This window comes from Sphaerisporangium sp. B11E5 (assembly GCF_039871875.1).
Lineage (GTDB): Bacteria > Actinomycetota > Actinomycetes > Streptosporangiales > Streptosporangiaceae > Sphaerisporangium.
This window is the reverse complement of sequence record NZ_JBDPMD010000008.1, coordinates 103,668-123,943: the sequence shown is the minus strand read 5'-3', so window position 1 is coordinate 123,943 and position 20,276 is coordinate 103,668. Positions and strand designations below refer to the sequence as shown.

The 20,276-nt window shown below is 70.0% G+C and carries 13 protein-coding genes; 5 read left to right on the top strand and 8 right to left on the bottom strand.

All coding sequences use genetic code 11. The annotated features are described in order from the left end of the window. Positions 1 to 37 precede the first annotated feature (37 nt). The 3 genes from ABGB17_RS10890 to ABGB17_RS10880 form a co-directional block, all read right to left on the bottom strand. The gene (locus ABGB17_RS10890; RefSeq protein WP_347628078.1) at positions 38 to 772 is read right to left on the bottom strand and encodes an ABC transporter permease; all 735 of its coding nucleotides are present in this window, start codon (positions 770 to 772) and stop codon (positions 38 to 40) included. Further along, positions 769 to 1,503, bottom strand: a complete 735-nt coding sequence (locus ABGB17_RS10885) for an ABC transporter ATP-binding protein (protein ID WP_347628076.1) — start codon at positions 1,501 to 1,503, stop codon at positions 769 to 771. The genes ABGB17_RS10890 and ABGB17_RS10885 overlap by 4 nt, the downstream gene beginning before the upstream one ends. 86 nt (positions 1,504 to 1,589) lie before the next feature. Then, complete coding sequence (locus ABGB17_RS10880) at positions 1,590 to 2,135, bottom strand: GNAT family N-acetyltransferase (protein WP_347628074.1); 546 nt, start codon at positions 2,133 to 2,135, stop codon at positions 1,590 to 1,592. Between the two features lie 272 nt (positions 2,136 to 2,407). Between ABGB17_RS10880 and ABGB17_RS10875 the strand changes: the two genes are divergently transcribed. After that, entirely contained in the window at positions 2,408 to 2,857 is a 450-nt protein-coding gene (locus ABGB17_RS10875) for a hypothetical protein (protein WP_347628072.1), read from the top strand. Between the two features lie 505 nt (positions 2,858 to 3,362). On the opposite strand, the gene ABGB17_RS10870 is transcribed toward ABGB17_RS10875, so the two are convergent. Together ABGB17_RS10870 and ABGB17_RS10865 are read right to left on the bottom strand one after the other, a co-directional pair. Further along, the gene (locus ABGB17_RS10870; protein ID WP_347628070.1) at positions 3,363 to 5,420 is read right to left on the bottom strand and encodes an alpha/beta hydrolase; all 2,058 of its coding nucleotides are present in this window, start codon (positions 5,418 to 5,420) and stop codon (positions 3,363 to 3,365) included. Between the two features lie 530 nt (positions 5,421 to 5,950). Beyond that, positions 5,951 to 6,079, bottom strand: coding sequence for a hypothetical protein (locus tag ABGB17_RS10865; protein ID WP_347628068.1), 129 nt, complete (start codon positions 6,077 to 6,079; stop codon positions 5,951 to 5,953). On the opposite strand from ABGB17_RS10865, the gene ABGB17_RS10860 reads away from it, so the two are divergent. Continuing rightward, positions 6,078 to 13,409, top strand: coding sequence for a LamG-like jellyroll fold domain-containing protein (locus tag ABGB17_RS10860; RefSeq protein ID WP_347628066.1), 7,332 nt, complete (start codon positions 6,078 to 6,080; stop codon positions 13,407 to 13,409). The genes ABGB17_RS10865 and ABGB17_RS10860 overlap by 2 nt on opposite strands. Positions 13,410 to 13,603: 194 nt before the next feature. Continuing rightward, on the top strand, positions 13,604 to 14,176 hold the full coding sequence (locus ABGB17_RS10855; RefSeq protein ID WP_347628064.1) for a dihydrofolate reductase family protein: 573 nt from the start codon (positions 13,604 to 13,606) through the stop codon (positions 14,174 to 14,176). A gap of 222 nt (positions 14,177 to 14,398) precedes the next feature. Here the strand turns inward: ABGB17_RS10855 and ABGB17_RS10850 are convergent, their stop codons facing one another. Further along, positions 14,399 to 14,977, bottom strand: a complete 579-nt coding sequence (locus tag ABGB17_RS10850; protein ID WP_347628062.1) for a TetR/AcrR family transcriptional regulator — start codon at positions 14,975 to 14,977, stop codon at positions 14,399 to 14,401. Between the two features lie 81 nt (positions 14,978 to 15,058). On the opposite strand from ABGB17_RS10850, the gene ABGB17_RS10845 reads away from it, so the two are divergent. Next, on the top strand, positions 15,059 to 16,114 hold the full coding sequence (locus ABGB17_RS10845) for a saccharopine dehydrogenase NADP-binding domain-containing protein (protein WP_347628060.1): 1,056 nt from the start codon (positions 15,059 to 15,061) through the stop codon (positions 16,112 to 16,114). A 169-nt stretch (positions 16,115 to 16,283) separates the two neighbouring features. On the opposite strand, the gene ABGB17_RS10840 is transcribed toward ABGB17_RS10845, so the two are convergent. Beyond that, the gene (locus tag ABGB17_RS10840) at positions 16,284 to 16,484 is read right to left on the bottom strand and encodes a DUF397 domain-containing protein (protein WP_347628058.1); all 201 of its coding nucleotides are present in this window, start codon (positions 16,482 to 16,484) and stop codon (positions 16,284 to 16,286) included. 819 nt (positions 16,485 to 17,303) lie between these two features. Between ABGB17_RS10840 and ABGB17_RS10835 the strand changes: the two genes are divergently transcribed. Beyond that, the gene (locus tag ABGB17_RS10835) at positions 17,304 to 18,734 is read left to right on the top strand and encodes a serine hydrolase domain-containing protein (RefSeq protein ID WP_347628056.1); all 1,431 of its coding nucleotides are present in this window, start codon (positions 17,304 to 17,306) and stop codon (positions 18,732 to 18,734) included. Positions 18,735 to 18,777: 43 nt separating this feature from the next. Here the strand turns inward: ABGB17_RS10835 and ABGB17_RS10830 are convergent, their stop codons facing one another. Further along, positions 18,778 to 19,734 (bottom strand): glutathione S-transferase C-terminal domain-containing protein, encoded by a 957-nt coding sequence (locus tag ABGB17_RS10830; protein ID WP_347628054.1) that lies wholly within the window; start codon positions 19,732 to 19,734, stop codon positions 18,778 to 18,780. Positions 19,735 to 20,276: the final 542 nt, after the last annotated feature.

Here is a 20,276-nt window from a genome sequence, read left to right as displayed (position 1 = left end):
CCGACCGAAGTAGGCGGCCAGGACGACTTCCGTCGGCTCAGGCGGTCCGCCGCCGCAGCGTCGCCGCGCCGAGGATGAGCCCCAGCAACGCGCACACGGCCACGATGAGCAGGTTGCGCAGCAGGGTGCCGCTCACCTCGCTCGACGTCGTGACCTGCGTGAGCGCGTCCACGGCGTACGACAGGGGCAGCGCCGCCGAGATCCACTCCAGCACCGGCGTCATCGCGTCCCGGGGGATGAACAGCCCGCACAGCAGCACCTGCGGCATCACGAACGCCGGCATGAACTGCACGGCCTGGAACTCGGTGCGCGCGAACGCGCTGGCGAACAACCCGAGCGCCGTCCCGAGCAGCGCGTCCAGCACCGCGATCGCCAGCAGCAGCCCCACCGAGCCCTGGATGTCCAGCCCCAGCCAGGCCAGCGACACCGCCGCCGCCACGCATACCTGCGCCACCGCGACCAGCCCGAACGCGATGGCGTACCCGGTCAGCAGGTCGAGCTTCCCGATGGGCAGCGTCATCAGGCGCTCCAGCGTCGCCGACGTCCGCTCACGCAGCGTCGTGATCGACGTGACGATGAACATGATCGCGAACGGGAACACGGCAAGCAGCGCCGGCGCGGCCCGGCTGAACGCCTGCTCGGAGTTCAGCATGTACCGCAGCAGCACGAGCAGCACCGACGGCATCAGCACCATCAGCCCCACCGTCCGCGGATCGTGCCGGAACTGGCTGAGGATCCGCCGCGCCGTCGCGAGAGTCAGCGAAACGCTCATGACGCCATCGCCTCCCGCTCCCGCACCAGCCGCAGGAACGCCTGCTCCAGATCGTCGGCCCCGGTCCCCGCCCGCAACGCCTCAGGTGTGTCGTCCGCGAGCACCCGGCCCTCCCGCATGAGCACCAGCCGCTCACACCGCGCCGCCTCGTCCATCACGTGACTGGACACGATCAGCGTGACCCCCCGCCCCGCGAGCCCCCGGAACAGGCCCCACAACTCATCCCGGAGCAGCGGATCCAGCCCGACCGTGGGCTCGTCGAGCACCAGCAGCTCCGGCTCGCCGAGCAACGCCACCGCGAGACTCGTCCGCGACAGTTGCCCTCCGGAGAGCCGCCCCGCCGCCTGGTTCCCGTGCCCCTCCAGCCCGACCTCGGCCATCACCCTCTCGACGTCCCCCCGAGGCGCCCGGAGCACCGCCGCGAAGTACCGGAGGTTCTCCACGACGGTGAGGTCCGAGTAGACAGACGGATGCTGGGTCGCGTACCCCACCCGCCGCCGCAACGACGAACTGCCCGCCGCCTCCCCCAGCACCGTGACCGTCCCCCCCTGCACGACCTGCGCCCCCACGACCGCCCGCATGAGCGTGGTCTTCCCGCACCCACTCGGCCCGATGAGCCCCGTGACACTTCCCCGAGGCACCGACAGCCCGATTCCATGGAGGACTTCCCGTCCCCCTCGCCGCACCCGCAGTCCTTCCACGGCCACGGCCACGGCCACTGAATTCAACATGTGATGAGTTTCTGCGCACACCCGGCCTCCCGTCAAGGGGCCAGGTCGCGCGGAGAGGGGTGGCGCGGTCGACGCGTACGCCGCCGTCAGTCCCGCCGGGCTCTCTGTCCGGCCTCGCTCAGTGCCCGGACGTACCGCAGTTCCGGCACGGACGCCCCGCCCACATCCCACAGCTCCCGTTCGCCGTCCGGCGTGAAGCCCGCACGTTCGTAGAAGCGCCGGGCCCGGTGGTTCTCCTCGATGACCCACACGTGAAGGAACTCCTGGTTCGCTCGCCGGGCACGAGACACCAGTTCACGCACGAGCCCGCGTCCGACACCTCTCCCGATCAGCTCCGGAGCGACGTACAGCGCATAGATCTCACCGTCCCGCCCGGTACCCCACTCATCCCGGCAGGGCCCCAGGACCGCCCAGCCCACCACCGCACCACCGTGCTCCGCCACGACATCGTGAACCCGAGCATCCCTCCCGAACAGCTTCCTCCGCTGCTCCATGTCGGCCTCGACGCTGAGCCCGTCCAGATACTCCTGAGGAACCATGCCAACGTAAGCCGCTTTCCACCCTGTGATACGAACCGTCGACACCTGGCGGACATCGCGCATCGTCATATCCCTGATGGACAAGCCCTCCATCAGTCCCCCAAATCAAATCCTGTAAGTCAGCCGGCCGGAGCGAGCATCGCCTGCATGTGTTCACGTGACCCCCATTCTCATAGCTCTCGGCGATGGGCTTTCTGCCATCTCACACAGGGCATCACGAATATGGGCCGCATGAGATCCGGCCGGGCTGGTGCGGGAGTTGTCCACAGCTTGGGGACGGGAGCGGGACGGTGCGGCGCGGGTCGTCTGGTTCGAGGTGGCGTCGCCTGTGTGAGCTCGGCGAGCCTCTGGCAGCATGTCGGTCCATGGAGATCATTCCTGGGCGGGGCGTGGCTCTGGCGAAGATCGGGGAGACCCGGGCGGACGTCGAGGAGCGCGTCGGGGAACCGGCGCACGGGCCAGGCCGTGCGCGTGCCGTCTACCCCACCACGCCGGCCCTGGTCGTCCACTACGACCGGGACGACACCGTTGAGCTGGTCGAGCTCGGGTACGGCGGCCGCGGGGGTGGGGAGGTCTTCTTCGACGGGGTCCAGTTGACCTTCCGGTTCCTTGACGACGTCGTCGCCGACCTGGCGGCCAAGGGGTACACGAGCGTCCCGTCCGACATCGGGTTCCACTTCCACGCCGGTTTCTCCGTGTGGTCCATGCACTCGCTGTGGGCCCTGGACCTCGATCCGGACGCCGGAGAGGACGACGAGAGAGCCGTGTCCGAAGGTGTGTCAGTCGCGCCGTTCTCCTACTTCAGCGAAGAGTGAGTCACGAGCCTTGGGTGTCGTGGGCGCCGCCCAGCCGGCGTGACCAGATCGGCTGACGATCTGGTCGAATACGGATATGAGCATCTTTGCCCGAGCGCGGTTCAACGTCCAGGACCAGCGACGAGCGGAATTCGAAGGCTTGGTGCAGGAATTACGCGAACGTACGAAAGATGAGCCCGGCACTCTCACCTACCGGTTCTTCACGTCGGATGACGGCAGCTACCTGGTCCTGGAGGAGTACGCCGACACGGCGGCGGCTCTGGCGCACAACGCGCGGGTGGCGGATTTGCTGGCGCGGGTGGGACAGTGCTCGACGATGGTGGAGGCCGAGCTTTACGGTGCGCTCGGGCCTGAATTGAGAGACTGGGTTCAAGCGCATCCTCAAGTGGTCGCTTTCCCGCCTTTTCTGCTGACGGTACGGACTGAGACGGGGTCGTCGAGGCGCGCCAGTTCGCGGACGGACAGACCGAGCGGCGCCGGTGGTGACACGTTCGAGTCGGGCCTGCTATTTGGGTGGGACTCCAGCGGGCTTCGTGGCGGTGGCCGTCGGGGAGGGTGCGGCCGGGACCGGGAGGGCCGATCGGCCGGGGGCGAAGAAGACGTCCAGGACGAGAAGGGCGAGGTTGGCGATGGCGGCCGCGCCGACGATCGTGGTCATCGTCCCGGCGAGGCCCTCGGCGGCGGAGGAACCGAGCCACGCGCCGGCGAACGAACCGGCCAGTGCCGCTGCGAGGCCTCGATGCCGGATCCGGGGGGGCCGGTCGCGCCGCACCCAGGCCAGGTAGGCGCCGAGCCCGATGGCGGCGCCGATGGGGGGCACGGTCACGAGCAGGTCGCCGGGGAACGCCGCCGGCCACAGGATCGACACGATCAGCACGGCCGTGGACCAGCCGCCGAGGCCGAGGAACATCGGGGTCAGGACACGCAGCCAGACGCCGGCCCTCGGGCCGAAGCCGCCCCGGCGGCGCACCCGGTACGCCATCGCGCCGAGCAGGGCGACGGCGATCAGCGCGAAGCCGGCCAGGACGCCCACGAGGACCTTCGCGACGGTGGGCAGACTGAGGGGCCCGACCTCGAACTCGACCCTGTGGGTCTCGTACCGGGAGGTGTCGACCTGGCCGTCGTCGAAGAACGCGGTCAGCAGCCGCCGGTTCGCCTCAGGCTGGTAGCGCCAGAAGTCGGTGCCGTGCCCGAGCTCGGTGAGGATCACCTGACGGCCGTTCGACAGGGCGGGCAACAGCTCGTCGGTGGCCGGCTGCGCCGGGGTCGTGAAGTCGACGCTACCGCTGATCAGGAGGGTCTCCACGCCGGTCGGCCGGACCGTCTGGTACTCCCGGTTGCCGGGGCTGATCGGCCACGCCTTGGTGAGACCGCCTCCGGCCCACAGCAGGTCCGCGCCGGCGTTGCCGAGGATCGAGCCCGGGTCGCCGCCCGCGGCGTAGTAGCGGTCGACCGGCCCGGCGTCGATCATGCCGGCCGAGGCCGACTCCCCCCAGACGAAGGACGCCGGGAACGACAGGTCGGCCAGCACCGAGAGGGCCCACAACCCGCTCGGGTCGCCGTCGGCCGCCGCCAGCCAGGCGTCGAGCACCGTCGGCGCGTTGAGCGGCGCGGCGGCTTTCGTGGAGTTGACCAGCCCGAACAGTGTCGCGGCGCGGACGTTGCCGTCCTTGACGGGCAGCAGGCCCCAGCGGTCCGGCAGGCGGGCCGCGGTGGCCCTGAGGGAGGCCGTGAGGTCGTCGGTACGCGCGGCGCACCCGTCGTCCGCGGCACACAGCTCGGCGTAGTGGGCGAGCTGGTCGTCGGTGATCGCGGGATCCCACAGGAAGTGGCCCGGCGGGTTGACACCGAACATCACCGACCGGCGGATCGACTCGGGATGCCGCCAGGCGTAGATCATCGCGGTGCGGGTTCCCGCGCTCTGGCTGAGCAGGTTGACCCGCCGGTAGCCGAGGGCCGTGCGCGCCGCCTCCAGGTCGTCGGCACGCTGAGGCAGCGAGTACCCGTCGAGGTCGACGCCGCCCCTGGTCAGCCGCCCCGAGCACTCGGTGAACGCCTGTGACACGCGACGCGACGACTCCGCCCCGACCAGGTCGGCCGAGTGCCGCAGCGCCGAGGTCACCTCGGGGCAGTCGAGGACCACCGACCCGTCGACGCCCCGGTACCCGACCAGGACGACGTCGTGCCGCTCGGTCAGACGGCTCGCCTCCGGGAAGGACATGTTCGACTGGCCGGGCCCACCCGCGAGCCGGAAGATCGGCTCGGCCGGATTCGGCCCCGTGGCCCGGACGCGGGTCACCGGCAACGCGATCAGGCGCGAACCGGGGACCCGGGGGTTCTCCGGAACCACCAGCGTGCCGCAGTCGGCCGGGAGGGCTCCGGCCTCGGTGTCGTACGTGCAGCCCTTCAGGGTCAGCGTCCCCGCCCTGGCACCCGCGGGCACCACCGGCCTCGCCTCGCCTCGCACGCTCACGTACCCGAGGGCGACCACCATGATCACGATGATCGCCAGAGCCGTGATCCTGGCACCGGTGAAGCCTCGTGCGTACGGCTTGGCGTCCATGGCGACCTCTCTGGAGGGATGCTGATCAGTCTCGTGAGGACAGATCCCCAGCTCAATGAGGCCACCTGGTGTATCCGGCGTACGGCTGGCCCCCCCACGGCAGTGATCGCTCACGTGAGGTCTTGCAACTTGGTGCCGTAACGGTCAAGATCTAGAGCAATGGGAGATCGAGTTCCCCGGCGGCGGACGCGTTCGCCACACCGCCGATGACCTCGCCCCTGCCGTCTGGCCCTTCGTGTGTCCCGTCCACCCAGCAGACGCCACCATCTCGACCAGCACCCTCCGACCCTCCGCGCGGCCTGAACGCGAGACCGCGACGCGTGATGTCAGCACGCATCGTCAAGCGCGGAGCACTCACGGTCAATGACATCCCTCGGATATCTCCCGATGCTGTAGGCAGCGCTCGCGAGCGCTGATCGAGAGGCGGTCTTCCCAGGCGACCTGCTCGTCCACATGATCCACAACTGACCACACGAGTGCCGTCGCGGTGCCCGGAGTCTCGGGACCGCACCGGCCATCAGTTCGAGCCATCACGGCGCCTGCCGGTCGATCAAACGGGGAATTCTGATGCCAGGGCTTCTGTTTCGCATGTCCACCACCAGCCACGGATGGCGATCGTGGTGGATCCGTATCACTTGTTCGGCCATGGCGGTGGTCATGGCCGTCACGTTGGCCGCGGTCGCGGTACCCCCGGCGGAGGCCGCCTCAGCCGCGACGGCGAAGGCGGCCCAGGCCGCGCGGGAACAGGCGGCGCGGAAGCCGCAGTGCGCGCCTGAGCGGGCCGACGCGGTTTCCGCCGCGGTGGCCGCGCGGCTGTGTGGCGGCCGGGTGGAGGTCGCCGACCTGCGCACCGAGACCACCCAGGTGTTCGCCAACCCGGACGGCACCCTGACCCGGGAGCAGTCGCTGGCGCCGGTACGGGTCAAGCGCGGCGACGCGTGGGTGCCCGTCGACCTGACCCTGCAGCGGCAGGCCGACGGGTCGGTGGCTCCGAAGGCGCACCCGCGTGGCCTGCGTTTCTCCGGGGCGACGACCGCCCCCGGCGAGCACGAGGTGGTCTGGCTCGGTGAGGGGGACACGCGGACCAGCGTGTCGTGGACGGGCCCGCTTCCCGACCCGGTGCTGTCCGGGCGGGTCGCCACCTACCCCGGCGTGCTGCCGGGCGTGGACCTGGTGCTGGAAGCCCACGCCACCGGTTACCAGCAGTTCTTCGTGGTGAAGGACCGGGCCGCGCTGTCCCAGGTGCGCCGGCTCTCGCTGCCGATGCGGACCGGACGGTTGACCGCGGCTCCGGACGGCATGGGCGGGATGGTCTTCAAGGACAAGTCGGGGCAGACGGTGTCCCGCGCTCAGACACCGGCGATGTGGGACGCCGAGGTCTCGCCGCAGACGCTGGAACACCGCAAGCGGGGCGAGGTCGGCCTGGCCACCGAGACCCGGGGAGCGGGGCGCGCGACGATGACGCTGACCCCGGACGCCGCCTTCCTGGACCGCGCGGACCTCCAGTTCCCGGTCACCATCGACCCGCCGTCGTCGCTTCCGGTGGCGTTCGACACCTTCGTGCAGACCGGGTACACCTCCGACCAGTCGGGAACGGGCGATCTGAAGCTCGGGTACTCCGACGACGGCGGCTCGTGGGTGGCGCGGTCGTTCCTGCGGTTCGACACGACGGGCATCTGGAACACGCAGGTCATCGGAGCCCAGTTACGGCTGTACAACTACCACTCGTGGTCCTGTTCCGCCGCGAGCTGGGAAGCGTGGCGCACGGACCGGGTGGACGCCTCCGTCCGGATCGGCTCCCAGCCCGTGGCCCGGGAGAAGGTCGGTACGTCGACGCAGACCAAGGGGTACAGCTCCTCCTGCGGTGACGGCTGGGTGTCCGTCGACGTGGGCAAGGCGCTGCAGTCCGCGGCGAGCTCGCGGTGGAACGACGTGAGCCTGATGCTGCGCGGCACCAGCGAGACCAACCACCTGTCCTGGAAGCGGTTCCACTCCTCCGAGGGAGCCAACCCGCCGTCGGTCTCCATCACCTACAACGCCGCGCCGACCACGCCGTCGGCGATGTCGGTGGCCCCGTGCTACGCCGCCTGTGAGGCGGACGCGTGGACCTCGGCGACCCGGCCGACGCTGTCGGCCAAGCTGAACGACGGCAACGCGGGCCAGACCCTGCAGGCCGAGTTCGAGGTCCGCGACAAGATGACCGGCGCCGCGGTGGCCGTCTCCGGCCTGCGGTCCGGCAGTCCGGCGTGGACCAACGGATCGCCGGCGTCCTGGCAACTGACCACCGATCTGAACGGCGCGAACACGTACCAGTGGCGGGTCAGGGCGAAGGACCCGCACGGCTACGGCCCATGGACCGGATGGGCCGACCTGAGGGTCGACACCGGCCAGCCGGGCGTGCCGTTCGTGTCCGCGCTCATCTACAAGGACGACGGCCAGCCGCATGGCGGCGCCGGCCAGGCGGACACGTTCACCTTCACCCCCGCCGCGGACACGACCGATCTGGCCGGGTTCATCTACCGCCTCGACACCGACAGCGACACGACGACCGTGGCCGCCACCGGCCCCGTCGGCGTGTCGCTCAAGCCCCGGGACGGGCAGCGCGTCCTGACGGTGCAGGCGAAGGACCGGGCCGGCAACCTGTCGGAGCCGAACCTCTACACCTTCTCCGCGGGCAACGCGGCGCTCGCCCAGCCGTTGCCGGGCGCGAACGTCGTCAGGCGCACCAAGCTGCAGATCACCACACCGGTCGCCGGCTACACCCGGGCGTACTTCGAATACCGGCGCGGGCCCGGCGCCCCCGCACGGCCGATTCCCTCGGCGAACCTCACCTCGGCCGGTGGCGCGCCGATCACCGCCACGGCCGCCGCCCCGGTGCCCTTCACCGCGCTCGGCGGGCATGCCGTCTGGAACGCCGCCGCCACCCTCGGGCAGATCGGCGGTGTCGTCGAGGTCCGCGCCCGCATCTTCACCGCGTCCTCCACCACGCCGGTCTACGACACGCCCTGGGTGCGGATCACCGTGGACACCAGCGGAGCGCACGGCGCCGACGAGGAGATCGGCCCCGGGATGGTCAACCTGCTCACCGGTGATCACGGCCTGTCCGCCACCGACGTGGACGAGATGGGGTTGACGGTGACGCGGACGGCCTCCTCGCGGGGCGCGTCCACCGGCTACGTGACGATGCCGGAACGGCTGACCGCCGGCCAGCAGCAGATCTCCGACCTGACCGGGTTCACCGTGCCGTCCATGTCCTCGGCGGCCCGGTCCACCGCGTACGGCCAGGGCGAGGAGACCCCGGTCGACTCGCTGGAGATCACGCCGGTGACCACGACCAGCAACGACACCTTCGTCGCGGTGGGCGGCGACAGCGGCGGCCTGCGGCTCGGCATGCAGCCCGGCCGGACGTACCGGATGACCGGCTGGATCTACGTGCCGGCGAGCACCGGACTGGCACCGGCGTTCGCCTCGCGCGGCCTGCGCGTCGTGGGTTTCCACCGGGTGGGCACCACTTACCACGAGGTGGCCTCGCCGATGGCGGGGTTCACCGAGGGCTGGCAGGAGCTGTCGGTCGACATGACCGTGCCCGCCGGCGCGACCGAGGCGTTCTTCCGCCTGTACAACGGCGCGCAGGGCGGCTCGGGGAAGAAGGTCTACTGGGACAACCTGTCGTTCACCGAGATCGTCGCGCCGTTCGGCCCGGCGTGGTCCACCGGGATCGCCGGCGGCCCGGCCGCGGCCACGTACACGACGCTGGCCTTCCCTGAGCCGTCGGTCGCGCAGGTGAACACCATCGACGGCGGCTGGATCACGTTCTCCCGGAACGCGGACGGCTCGACGTTCACCCCGGAACCGGGTGTGGAGGAGTTGTCGCTCACGCGGGTCGACGCCGGCACGTACCGGCTGTCCGACACCGACGGCACGGTGTCGGAGTTCACCCAGCAGGCCGGCGTCTGGGCCCTCGCCTCCACCTGGGCGGCGGCGGGGAGTACCACCACCCGCTACGGCTACGACACCTCCGGCGGGAGGATGCTGCTCAAACGGGTGGTCAACCCGGCCCAGCCAGGCGTGGACGACGCCGGCAAGTGCTCCGGGACCACCCTGCCGCGCGGCTGCCAGGTGCTGGAGTACGTCTACGCCACGTCCACCACGCCGGGCCTGAGCGACACCGTGTTCGGCGACCACATCGACCGGGTCGGCGCGGTGAAGTTGTGGACCTGGGACCCCGCGGCGTCCGCCACCACCGCCGTGGAGGTGGCCAGGTACGCGTACGACCACCTGGGCCGCCTGCGCGAGGTCTGGGACCCGCGCGTCAGCCCGGCACTGAAGACGGGCTACGAGTACGACGCGGCTGGCCGGGTCCGCAAGGTGACGCCGGCGGGTGAGCTGCCGTGGATGTTCGACTACGGCAACCCGGACGTCGACGCGGCCGCACTGCGCTTCGACCTCGACGCCGGCTCGGGCACCTCGGCGGCGGACTCGTCCGGCAGCGGCCGCACCGGCACGCTCGCCGCGGGCGTCGGATGGGGCCAGGGCAACGACCCGGACCGGCCCGACGACCGGGCCCTCACCTTCACCGGCGCGTCCGGCGCCGAGGTGCGGGTGGCCGGCACGCCGCTGTCCAACACCTCGTCCTACACCGTCTCGGCCTGGGCCAGGCTGACCGACAAGTCGGTCAACCGGACGATCGTCTCCAAGGACGGGTCGTCCACCAGCGGGTTCTTCCTGAACTACGTGGCCGCGAACGACCGGTGGTCGTTCTCCCGGGTCACCTCCGACAGCGAGAGCTCGACCCCGGTGCGGGCCGTCTCGAACGTCGCGCCCACGCTGGGGCAGTGGACCCATCTCGCCGGCGTGTACGACACGGCCACCGGCAGGATGACCCTCTACGTCAACGGGGTGGCCCAGTCCACCACCGCGGCGACCGGTGGCTGGAACGCCTCCGGCGGTTACGTCGTCGGCCGGGCCAAGTGGGCCGGCGCCGCCGCGAACCTCTGGCACGGCGGCATCGACGACGCCCGGGTCTACGGTCGTGCGCTCACCCCGGACCAGATCGCCGACCTGGCCGGCGACGAGCACCCCGGCAGGCTGCTGCGGATCCGCCGGGCCGCGCTGCAGCCCGGCTCCAGGACCGCCACCGACGGGGAGGTCGCCACCAACCTGGTCTACAACACGCCACTGACCAAGGCCGCGGGTGGTCCGTACGACCTGAACGCCGCCGCCGCGGCCACCTGGGCCCAGTCCGACGTGCCGACCGAGGCCGTCGCGGTCTTCGGGCCGGAGGACACACCGGCCCGCAACAGCGCCACCGGCGCCGTGCCCGGCACCGCCGGGTACCGGTTCGCGACCGTCTACTACCTGAACCCGCACGGCCAGGCGGTCAACGTGGCCAGCCCGGGCGGCCACATCGACACCCAGGAGTACGACAGGTTCGGCAACGTGGTCCGCACCCTGGAGGCCACCGACCGGTCGCTGGCGCTCGGCCAGCTGCCCGAGGCGAACACCTACCTCGCCGCACTCGGCCTGCTGGACTCCGACACCGCCAGCCGCGCGTACGCGTTGTCCACGGCGAACACCTACAGCAGCGACGGGGTGGACCTGCTGGAGGCGGTCGGGCCGACGGTGACGATGGTGATGGAACGCGAGGTCCCCGACCCGGACGGCACCGGGCCGCTGAGCGCGATCGCGACCGGGTCCACCGCGATCGGGCGGCCGAGCATGGCCATGGCCTACGACGAGGACAAACCCGACGGAGCCCGGTACCACCTGGTCACGAAACAGACCCAGGGCGCCAGGATCGACGGCTACCCGGCGGTGGACCTGCGGGTCTCCACGACGGGATACGCCGCCGAGCACGGCGGGGCATCGGGCTGGACACTGCGCAGGCCCACCAAGACCGTCAACGACGCCGGCGGGAAGAACCTCACGTCCTACCGGGTGTACGACAACGCCGGCCGGCTGGTGAAGGCGCTCGGCGTCGGCGCCGACGGCGCGGACGCCCGCACCCTCGCGGTGGTCTACTACACGGCCGGCGCCAACTCCGCGGACGCCGCCTGCGGGAACGCGCCGGAATGGGCCGGTCAGGTCTGCCTGACCAGGGCCGCGGGGGCCGTCACCGGTCACGATCCCGCCCGGATGACCGGTGACCTGCCGGTCCGCCGGGTCACCTCCTACAACCGCTACCTGGACGAGGCGGAGGTCACCGAGACCGCCGACGGCAAGACCAGGACGACGACCACGACGTTCGACGCCGCCGCGCGGGTCACCGGCAGGGCCGTCACGTCCGATGTCGGGGCGGCCGTCCCCGCGACCAGCACGACCTACGACGCCGCCAGCGGCCGGGTCGCGCGCAGCACCGCGGACGGCGTGTCCGTCATCCGGGAGTACGACGCGCTGGGCCGGCTGGTGAGCTACGCCGACGCCGACGGCGCGGGCACGGTGACCGAGTACGACCGGTTCGGCAAGAAGGTCAAGGTGACCGACCCGACCGGCTCCGGCACCTTCACCTACGACCGGGCGGCCGAGCCGCGCGGCATGGTGACCGGCTACACCGACAGCGTCGCCGGGACGTTCACCGCCGGGTACTCGCCGGACGGGCAACTGGTCAAGCTCACCTACCCGGGTGGCCTGACCCGCACCGACCAGCTCGACGCCAACCTCCAGCCGGTGTCGCGCACCTACACCCGGGACAGCGACGGAGCGGTGATCTTCGCCGAGTCGGTGGTCAGGAACAGCGCCGGCCAGTGGATCTCGCACGAGTACACCGGTGGCGGCAAGGGATACACCTACGACGGGCTCGGCCGGCTGACCGGCGTGGCGCACAGCAGCGCCGCCACCGCCGGCTGCGTCACCCGGACCTACACCTACGACACGCGGTCCAACCGGACCGCCAGGTCCGTCTTCGACCCGGCCGAGGACGGTTCCTGCGACACGGCGGACGCCGACGCGTCGCAGACCTACGAGTACGACTCCGCCGACCGGCTGACCGGCGAGGGATACGTCTACGACGCGTTCGGCCGCACGACCCGGACCCCGGACGGGCTGTCCAACGGCTACCACGTCAACGACGTCATCCAGAGCCAGGAGTCCGGCGACGCCCGGCAGACCTGGACGCTGGACCCGCTGCACCGGTTCCGGTCGTCCCAGGTGCAGACACAGGTGGACGGCACCTGGACCGACTCGTCGAGGAAGGTCCACCACTACGGTGACGACACCGACGAACCGAACTGGATCAGCGAGGACGGCTCCGGCGCCCGCACCCGGCTCGTCAACGGCCCCGACGACGACCTGGTGGCGACCGCGTCCACCGACGGCGGCGTACGGCTGCAACTGACGAACCTGCACGGCGACATCGCCGCCACCATCGACGGCGACCTGAGCGAGCCGGAACTCTACGACTACGAGGAGTTCGGCGAACCGGCGGGCGAGCAGACCGGCCAGCGGTACGGCTGGCTCGGCGGCAAGCAACGATCCGGTGAGGCCATGGGCGGCCACCTCCTGATGGGCGTCCGCGTGTACTCACCGGACCTCGGCCGGTTCCTGCAGTCCGACCCGATGATGGACGGCAGCTGCAACGCCTACGAGTACACCTGCGCCGACCCGGTCAACAAGATGGACCTGGACGGCCGGGCGATCCCCGCCATCATCCTCGCGATCATCGGCGCCGCCCGGCTCGCGTGGACGGCCTGCCGCGTCAGCAAGAACTGGTGTCTTCGCGCCCTGAAATGGGTCGGCCAGAAAGTCGTCAAGTACATCGGCCGAGCCATCGCCTGGATCATCGGCGTCCTGTCCCGCCTCTCCCAGTACCAGCGGGTCAAGAACGGCCTCAACTGCGGCGAAGCCTTCGGCACGATGTTCTCCAACGCCCTCGGCCACTGGTCGAGCGCCAAGGGCTACCCAGGCGCCGCCAGAGTCCTCGGATGGATAGGCGGCTTCATCTACGGCTACGCCAGAAACGTCCGCTGCTCCGCCAAGACCAAGTATTCCTGACAACCAGGAGAGCCCTCGCCCCTCGGCGAGGGCTCTCCCCTTTCCGGCGCCGTGCCCATCACCTCGGAGACCTGCCGGTTCTGTCGGTGGGGCTCTCTATCGTCTTCCAAGGAAGCAGGCTCCGCCGGCAGCCGGCCGTTTCTTGCCGAGGACCGCACGCGGCCTCACGGACGAGCCCGAACACAGGAGGACGTATGGGTGCGGTCATCTTGCACGTCACGATGTCGTTGGACGGTTTCATCGCGGGCCCCGACGTCGGCGTCGACCACCCGATGGGGGTGGGTGGCCTGCGTCTGCACGAATGGCTGTTCAACGCCGACACGAACGAGACCGACTCCACGATCGTCAAGCACCACTTCGCCGCCGTAGGAGCGGTGGTACTGGGCCGCCGGACCTTCGACGTCGGGATCGACATCTGGAAGGACACCCCCTACCCGGCCCCGTCCTTCGTCGTCACGCACCGGGGCCGCGACGACCTGCCGATGAACAGCAGCACGTTCACGTTCGTCACAGAAGGTGTCGAAACCGCCATCCACCAGGCCAAGGCAGCAGCAGGCACCAAGCACGTCACCCTGATGGGAGCCGACGTGGCCCAGCAGGCGATCCGCGCAGGCCTGCTCGACGAGATCCACCTACAACTCGCCCCGGTCCTCCTCGGCACCGGCCGCCGCCTCTTCGAACACCTCGGCAGCGAGCACATCGAGCTGGAGCGGACGTCAGTCACCGAATCCCCGTACGTCACACATCTACGCTTCCGCCTCCGCTAACGGCCGCGTCCCCCGGGCCTGTGGCGTGGGCTACGACCGGCCGGTGGCGGAGTGCGCTTAACTGGACACGGCCGGTGAGGCATACTTGGTCTTGCCGCATCCTCTGGGGTGGGGAAGTGAGGCCGGGACCACCGAGGGATATCGGGTGCCCGGCCTTCGCGATGTCCAGCGGGAACGCGGACATCTCTCGGCTCATCGGCTGGTAGCGGACGGCAACGCCATTCACGGCGACGGCGTGTTCGTCAGGTGCCTCATCGCCGCCAGGGTCTGGTTGATGGTGGCCGGGAGGTCGGGGTCGCCGTGCTGGTCGAGCCAGCGGGTCACCGCTATCCGCAACGTGGTCACGGCGATCTCGGCCGCCAGCCGGGCGGTCAGGTGGTCGACGCCGCGGTCGCGGAAGCCCTGCTCCAGGGCTTCCGACATCAGCGAGAACTTGCGCAGTTCGCGCTCACGCAGGGCGGGTTCGGCGTCGATCACGGCTCGTCGGCGTAGCAGGTAGTCGAGGCTGCGGCCCTCGAAGATCTCGGCCGCGGCGGGGGCCAGGCCCTTGGTGATCAGTTCCATCGGGCCGAGGGACGGCGGGGCCTCGGCCATGAAACGGGCCACCCGCTCGGGCACCGACTCCTCGCCGGCGAACAGCACCTCACGCTTGTCGGCGAAGTGCCGGAAGAACGTCCGGGTCGTGAGCCCGGCCCTCGCCGTGATCTGGGGCACGGTGGTCTCGGTGAAGCCCTGTTCGAGGAAGAGATCGAGCGCGGCCTGTTCGAGCCGTTCTCGCGCACCCGGCTGCCATCGACCCATGCGGCTGATTCTAGTGATGACACGCCATGTCATGCCATGCCATAGTGATGACACGACGTGCCATGACTGTTGGAGGCGAACATGACGGGTGAGATCTGGGTGCTCGGCGCGACCGGACGGGTCGGCCGGGAGGCGGTGGAACGTCTGCGGCGGGCGGGGACCGCGGTGGTGGTGGCCGGCCGCGATCGGGAGCGGCTGACTCAGGTGAGTCCGGACTGCAGGGCGGTGACCGGCTCGCTCGGCGAGGTCTGCGCGCGGCTGGCCACCGAGGCGCCGTCCGTCGTGATCAACACGGTGGGCCCGTTCGCGGTCACGGCGCCGCAGGTCGCGCGGGCCTGCCCGCCAGGCACCCACTACGTCGACGTCGCCGCCGAGCTGAGCGCGTTCGAGCTGCTCCACGGCATGGACCGGGAGGCGGCGGCGACCGGTCGCACCCTGGTCTCCGGGGCGGGCTTCGGCGTGCTCGCGACCGAGAGCATCCTGCTGCATCTGCTGGCGGCCGAGGAAAAGCCTTCGCGAGTACGCATCGACGCCGTCGCCTCGGTCACGATCGAACCCGGCGCCCTCGGCGAAGCCCTGGCCGCCACCATCGTGCACGCGCTGCTCGACGGCGGCCGCGAGGTGCGGCAGGGCCGGATGGTACGGACCCGGGCCGGCGGCGCCGCCGAGCGATTGACCACCCCCGAAGGCGACGTGGTCACCACAGCTTCCCTGGGGAACGGCGAGCTCTTCGCGGCCTGGCAGGCCAGCGGTGCCCCGTCGGTCATCGGTGCCTCGGTTCTCGCCCCGGCCAACCCGGCCGTCCGAGCGGCTCTGCCGGCGATCGGTGGCCTGCTCCGACTGCCCGGCCTGGCCGGCTTCGCCACCCGGCGGCTCGCCCGCATCACGATGACCACGGCCAAGGAACGTCCGCGCCGATCGTCCTGGGGCCGCGCCCGAGTCCAATGGCCGTCGGGACGCGTGCGTGAGGGCTGGCTACGCACCGGCGAGGCCATGACGTTCACCGTCGCCGCCGTCACCGAGGTGGCCCAGCGCCTGGCCAAGGGCGAGGGCCGCCCCGGCGCGTTCACCCCGGCCAGACTCTTCGGCCCCGAGGTGGCGCTGGCCGCCGGCGCCGAGTTCATGGTCACGAAATGAGGCCCGAGTCATCGAGGCGCACGAGGATGGGTTGATCGCCTTCGGTGCCGTCGGTGATGGCGCCGCACTGGATCGGGGCTCCTCGCTCGCTTACCAGTCGAGATCGGCCACCGTGTCCGTACCGTCCACAGATCGGGCGTACCTGCCCACCAGGTTCCACCCGCACCCGTCAGACGTCGAATTCCGCGCCCTTGACGCCGTTGACGAACGCCGACCATTCGCCCGGCGTGACGACGAGCACCGGACCGGCCGGATTCTTGCTGTCCCTGACGCCGACGACCTCCGGCAGATTCGAGGCCACTTCGACGCAGTCGTTACCACTGCCGCTGAAGCTGCTCTTGCGCCACCGAGCGTTGGACAAGTCGGTCATGACAGTTGTTCCTTAGTGTCAGTGATGAGGCCCATGGAGTCCTCCGGGGACAAAGCGGCATCACTTATGCGCGCAAAAGCCACTTTACAGCGGCCTACCTGCTCCGAACTTTCGACGTATACATCTCCGGCCGTGCCCTCGACGTAGGCCACGTCCGGGTCGCCCTCTTCTCCGAAGGAGAGGACGGTGAATGCTCGTTCCAGCCCAGCATGCGCCCCGACGGTGTAGGGAAGGGGTCCGGATCGTCACGTTGGGGCGGCGCGCCAAAGCCAACAGACCTTCCAACTGTTCCCGCATGATCTCAGGGCTGCCGATAGTTCGGCGTATCACCCCCTCATCCAGGACCGCGTGCAGCTCTGGCGGGTTGGGCCGGCTCAGCAGCATGCGTCGGGCCATGCGGGCCATGACCCGCCTGTGGAGGTCCTCAAGATCGTGCGACTCAGGCCTTCCCGCGGCGATCACGGTCCGTGCGTACTCCTCGGTTTGGAGAAGTCCCGGCACGAGTTGCACTTCCCACTGGCGGATGAAAGCCGCCTCGTCTTCCAGCGCGACATAGGAGCCGGTGAACACGTCGGCGTATGCCGTCCACCATCCACGGCGGCGAACTTCCTTCGCGAGCTGCACGCAGGACACGACGAGCCGCACGGTCTGGTTCGAGATCACGCTGCCGTAAGCCTTCCGGCGTCGGTGATCCACCGCAGGAAGCCCGCCGGTACAGCATGCGCTCCGACGCGGCTGTGACTCCCGTCCTCCACGGTGATGCCAGGACTCGTCGGCAATGGATCTGCTGCTTGATGGGGGGTTTGTTAGGGTGCCTGGATGTCTTCTGACCGCGCCCTGCTGCCACGGTCGGCACCGTCCGCCGTGGGGATGTCGTCCCGCGGGATCGCCGCGCTGCTGGACCGGCTCGAAGCGCAGGCCATCGAGTGTCACTCCGTCATGGTCGTGCGTCACGGTCACGTCGTCGCAGAAGGCTGGTGGGCGCCGTACTCGGCCGGACGTCCGCACCTTCTGTACTCGGTGACCAAGTCGTTCACCTCGATCGCCGTGGGGCTCGCCATCGCCGACGGGCTGCTCTCGCTGGACGATCGAGTGGTGGACGTGTTGCCCGGCCACGTTCCGGCCGACATCAGCGAGCAGGGACGCCGCCTCACCGTTCACCACCTGCTGTCCATGACGACCGGGCACCGCACCGACAGCCTCGGCGAGGCCTGGCAACTGGAACCGGGCGACCTGGTGAAGGGCTTCCTGCGCGTACCGTTCCCCGAGGCCGAGGGAACACGGCACACCTATGACAACCCGACCACCTTCGTCCTGGCCCGGCTGGTGGAACGGGTCACCGGCCGCAGCCTCCCGGAACTGCTCGACGAGCGCCTGTTCACGCCGATGGGCGTCGACCACGCCGAATGGGACCGGGTGGCGAGCGGTGCCGCATTCGGGTTCCACGGACTGCACCTCACTACCGAGGCCGTCGCCGCCTTCGGAGAACTACTGCTGCGCGGAGGCCGGTGGGGGGAGCGGCAACTCGTCCCGCGCGAATGGGTGGAACTCGCGACCAGACGGCACATCGACACCCTGCCGTTCGAGGACGGATCGCGCAACGCCGACTACCTTCGCGGTTACGGCTACCAGTTCTGGATGTCGCGTCACGGTTACCACGGTGACGGCGCCTTCGGCCAGCAATGCGTGGTCGTCCCGTCGCACGATCTCGTGGTCGCCGTGACGGGCGCCCACACGCAGGCACAGGCAGTGCTCGACGCGATATGGGACTGCCTGCTGCCCGGCATCGACCACGGGGGAAGCACCCAGGACGACCAGGTCCTCGCCGAGCGGCTGCGGCGGCTGTCCCTCGCGCCGGTGTCCGGTTCTGCCGCCCCTGAGCGTTCCGCCAAGGCCAGGCTCGACGCCTCCGCCGCCGATTCGGCTCTGCCCGACGGGACCACTGTGATCATCGACCCCGTGGACCGCGGGTGGCTCCTGCGCCTCGGGCCGTCCCTCACCGTCGAGGCCGGCCACGGCGAATGGCGAGAAAGCTCACCGCTGGGCCGCCCGATCGTCGCGGCCGGTGCCTGGCAGGGCAACACGTTCGTCGCCGACCTTTACGTCATCACCACCCCGCACCGTGTCCGGCTGGTGGTCGACACCGACGCGGGCACAGCGGTCGCGACGTGGAACATCGTGCCCCTGACCAGCCCCAGTCTGGAGTTGCATCTACTGTCGCCGCTGATGACACGGCCCGACGTCGCGTAGGAGCGCCCCTCGCAAGGCGCGTGACGGCGAAGCCGCCTGGTGTTCACCAGTCGAGGATGGGGCCCAGGGGGACTATTCGGCTCGGGTTCAGTTGGGGGTGGGTCGTGTAGTAGTGGTTTTTGATGTGGGTGAAGTTGGTGGTGGTGTGGAAGGCGGGGATCGCGTAGAGGCGGCGGGTGTAGGACCAGAGGGCTTCGTAGTCGGTCAGGTGGTGGAGGTTGGTTTTGAAGTGGGTCGCGTAGACGGTGTCGAAGCGGACCAGGGTGACCCAGAGGCGGATGTCGGATTCGGTCAGGGTGTCGCCGAAGAGGTAGGGGGTGTCGGTGAGGCGTTTCTCCAGGGTGTCGAGGGATTCGAAGAGGGTGGTCACTGCTTCGGCGTGGGCTTCTTGGGTGGTGGCGAAGCCGGCGCGGTAGACGCCGTTGTTGATGGTTTTGTAGATGTGGTCGTTCAGGGTGTCTATTTCTTGGCGGAGGGCTTTGGGGTAGAGGTCTATGGTCTGGTCGGACCATTCGGTGAACTCGGTGTTGAGGTCCAGGGTGATGTCGGGGAAGTTGTTGCTGACTATCTGGCCGGTCTCGCGGTCCCAGAGGACGGGCACGGAGACGTGGCCGTCGTAGCCGGGCTCGCTTGCTTCGTAGGCCTCGCGGAGGAGGCGGAAGCCGTTCACGGGGTCGGGGGTGTGGCCTTCGCCCTCTCGGAAGGCCCAGCCTCGGCCGTCGCGGATGGGATCGACGGCGGACATGGTGACGACGTCTTCGAGTTTCTTCAACGCGCGGACGATGATGGAGCGGTGGGCCCAGGGGCAGGCGTAGCAGACGTAGAGGTGGTAGCGACCGGGTTCGGCTTTGAAGCCGCTTGAGCCGTCGGCGGTGATGCGGCCCCGGAAGCTGTACGGGGGGCGGGCGAAGGCGCCGGTCTTGGTGGTGGAGGACTTGACGGTGTAGTCGCCGTAGGTGGCGAAGTCGACGGGGGTCGCCACGGGGGCTGTGGTGTTCATGCGGGCGCTCCTTCGGTGCGGAGGCGGCGGAAAAGAAAGGCCAAGGGGCCTGGTTCCAGCTCTACACCATGGGCTGTGGAGCGATTGAGTAGGGGGTTACTCATGCCCTGAACGCTTGTATCGGTCCATCGTGGGATCCGAAAGCGTTCCGGGCGGGGATCAGCACGGGGATGTCGCATTGAACATGAGGCTGCGGCTGGTCGCCGCGTTATGTGTCTTCGTCTGCCTGGCCGCCGGCGTGGCGCCGGGCGCCGCCGGGGCGGGGACGCCGGGAGCCGCCGGGATCGCGACCGCTACGGGGGGCGGTGCGGTCCCGGCTCACATACCCCTCGCCGGGGGGATTCCGGCCGAGGAGAGGGGGGTTTCAGCCGGGGCCATTACACGGGAGAGTACGGCCCCGGCTGGAGTTCCAGCGGGCCCGGCGGGTGCGAAGGCGGCGGAGCCCTTCTGCGACATCACGCCGAGCGGGCTGATCGAGAAGCGGTGGAACGAGCTGGACGGGTGGCGCGGGCCGATGCGGTGCCCGAAGGGGCAGGCGGAGG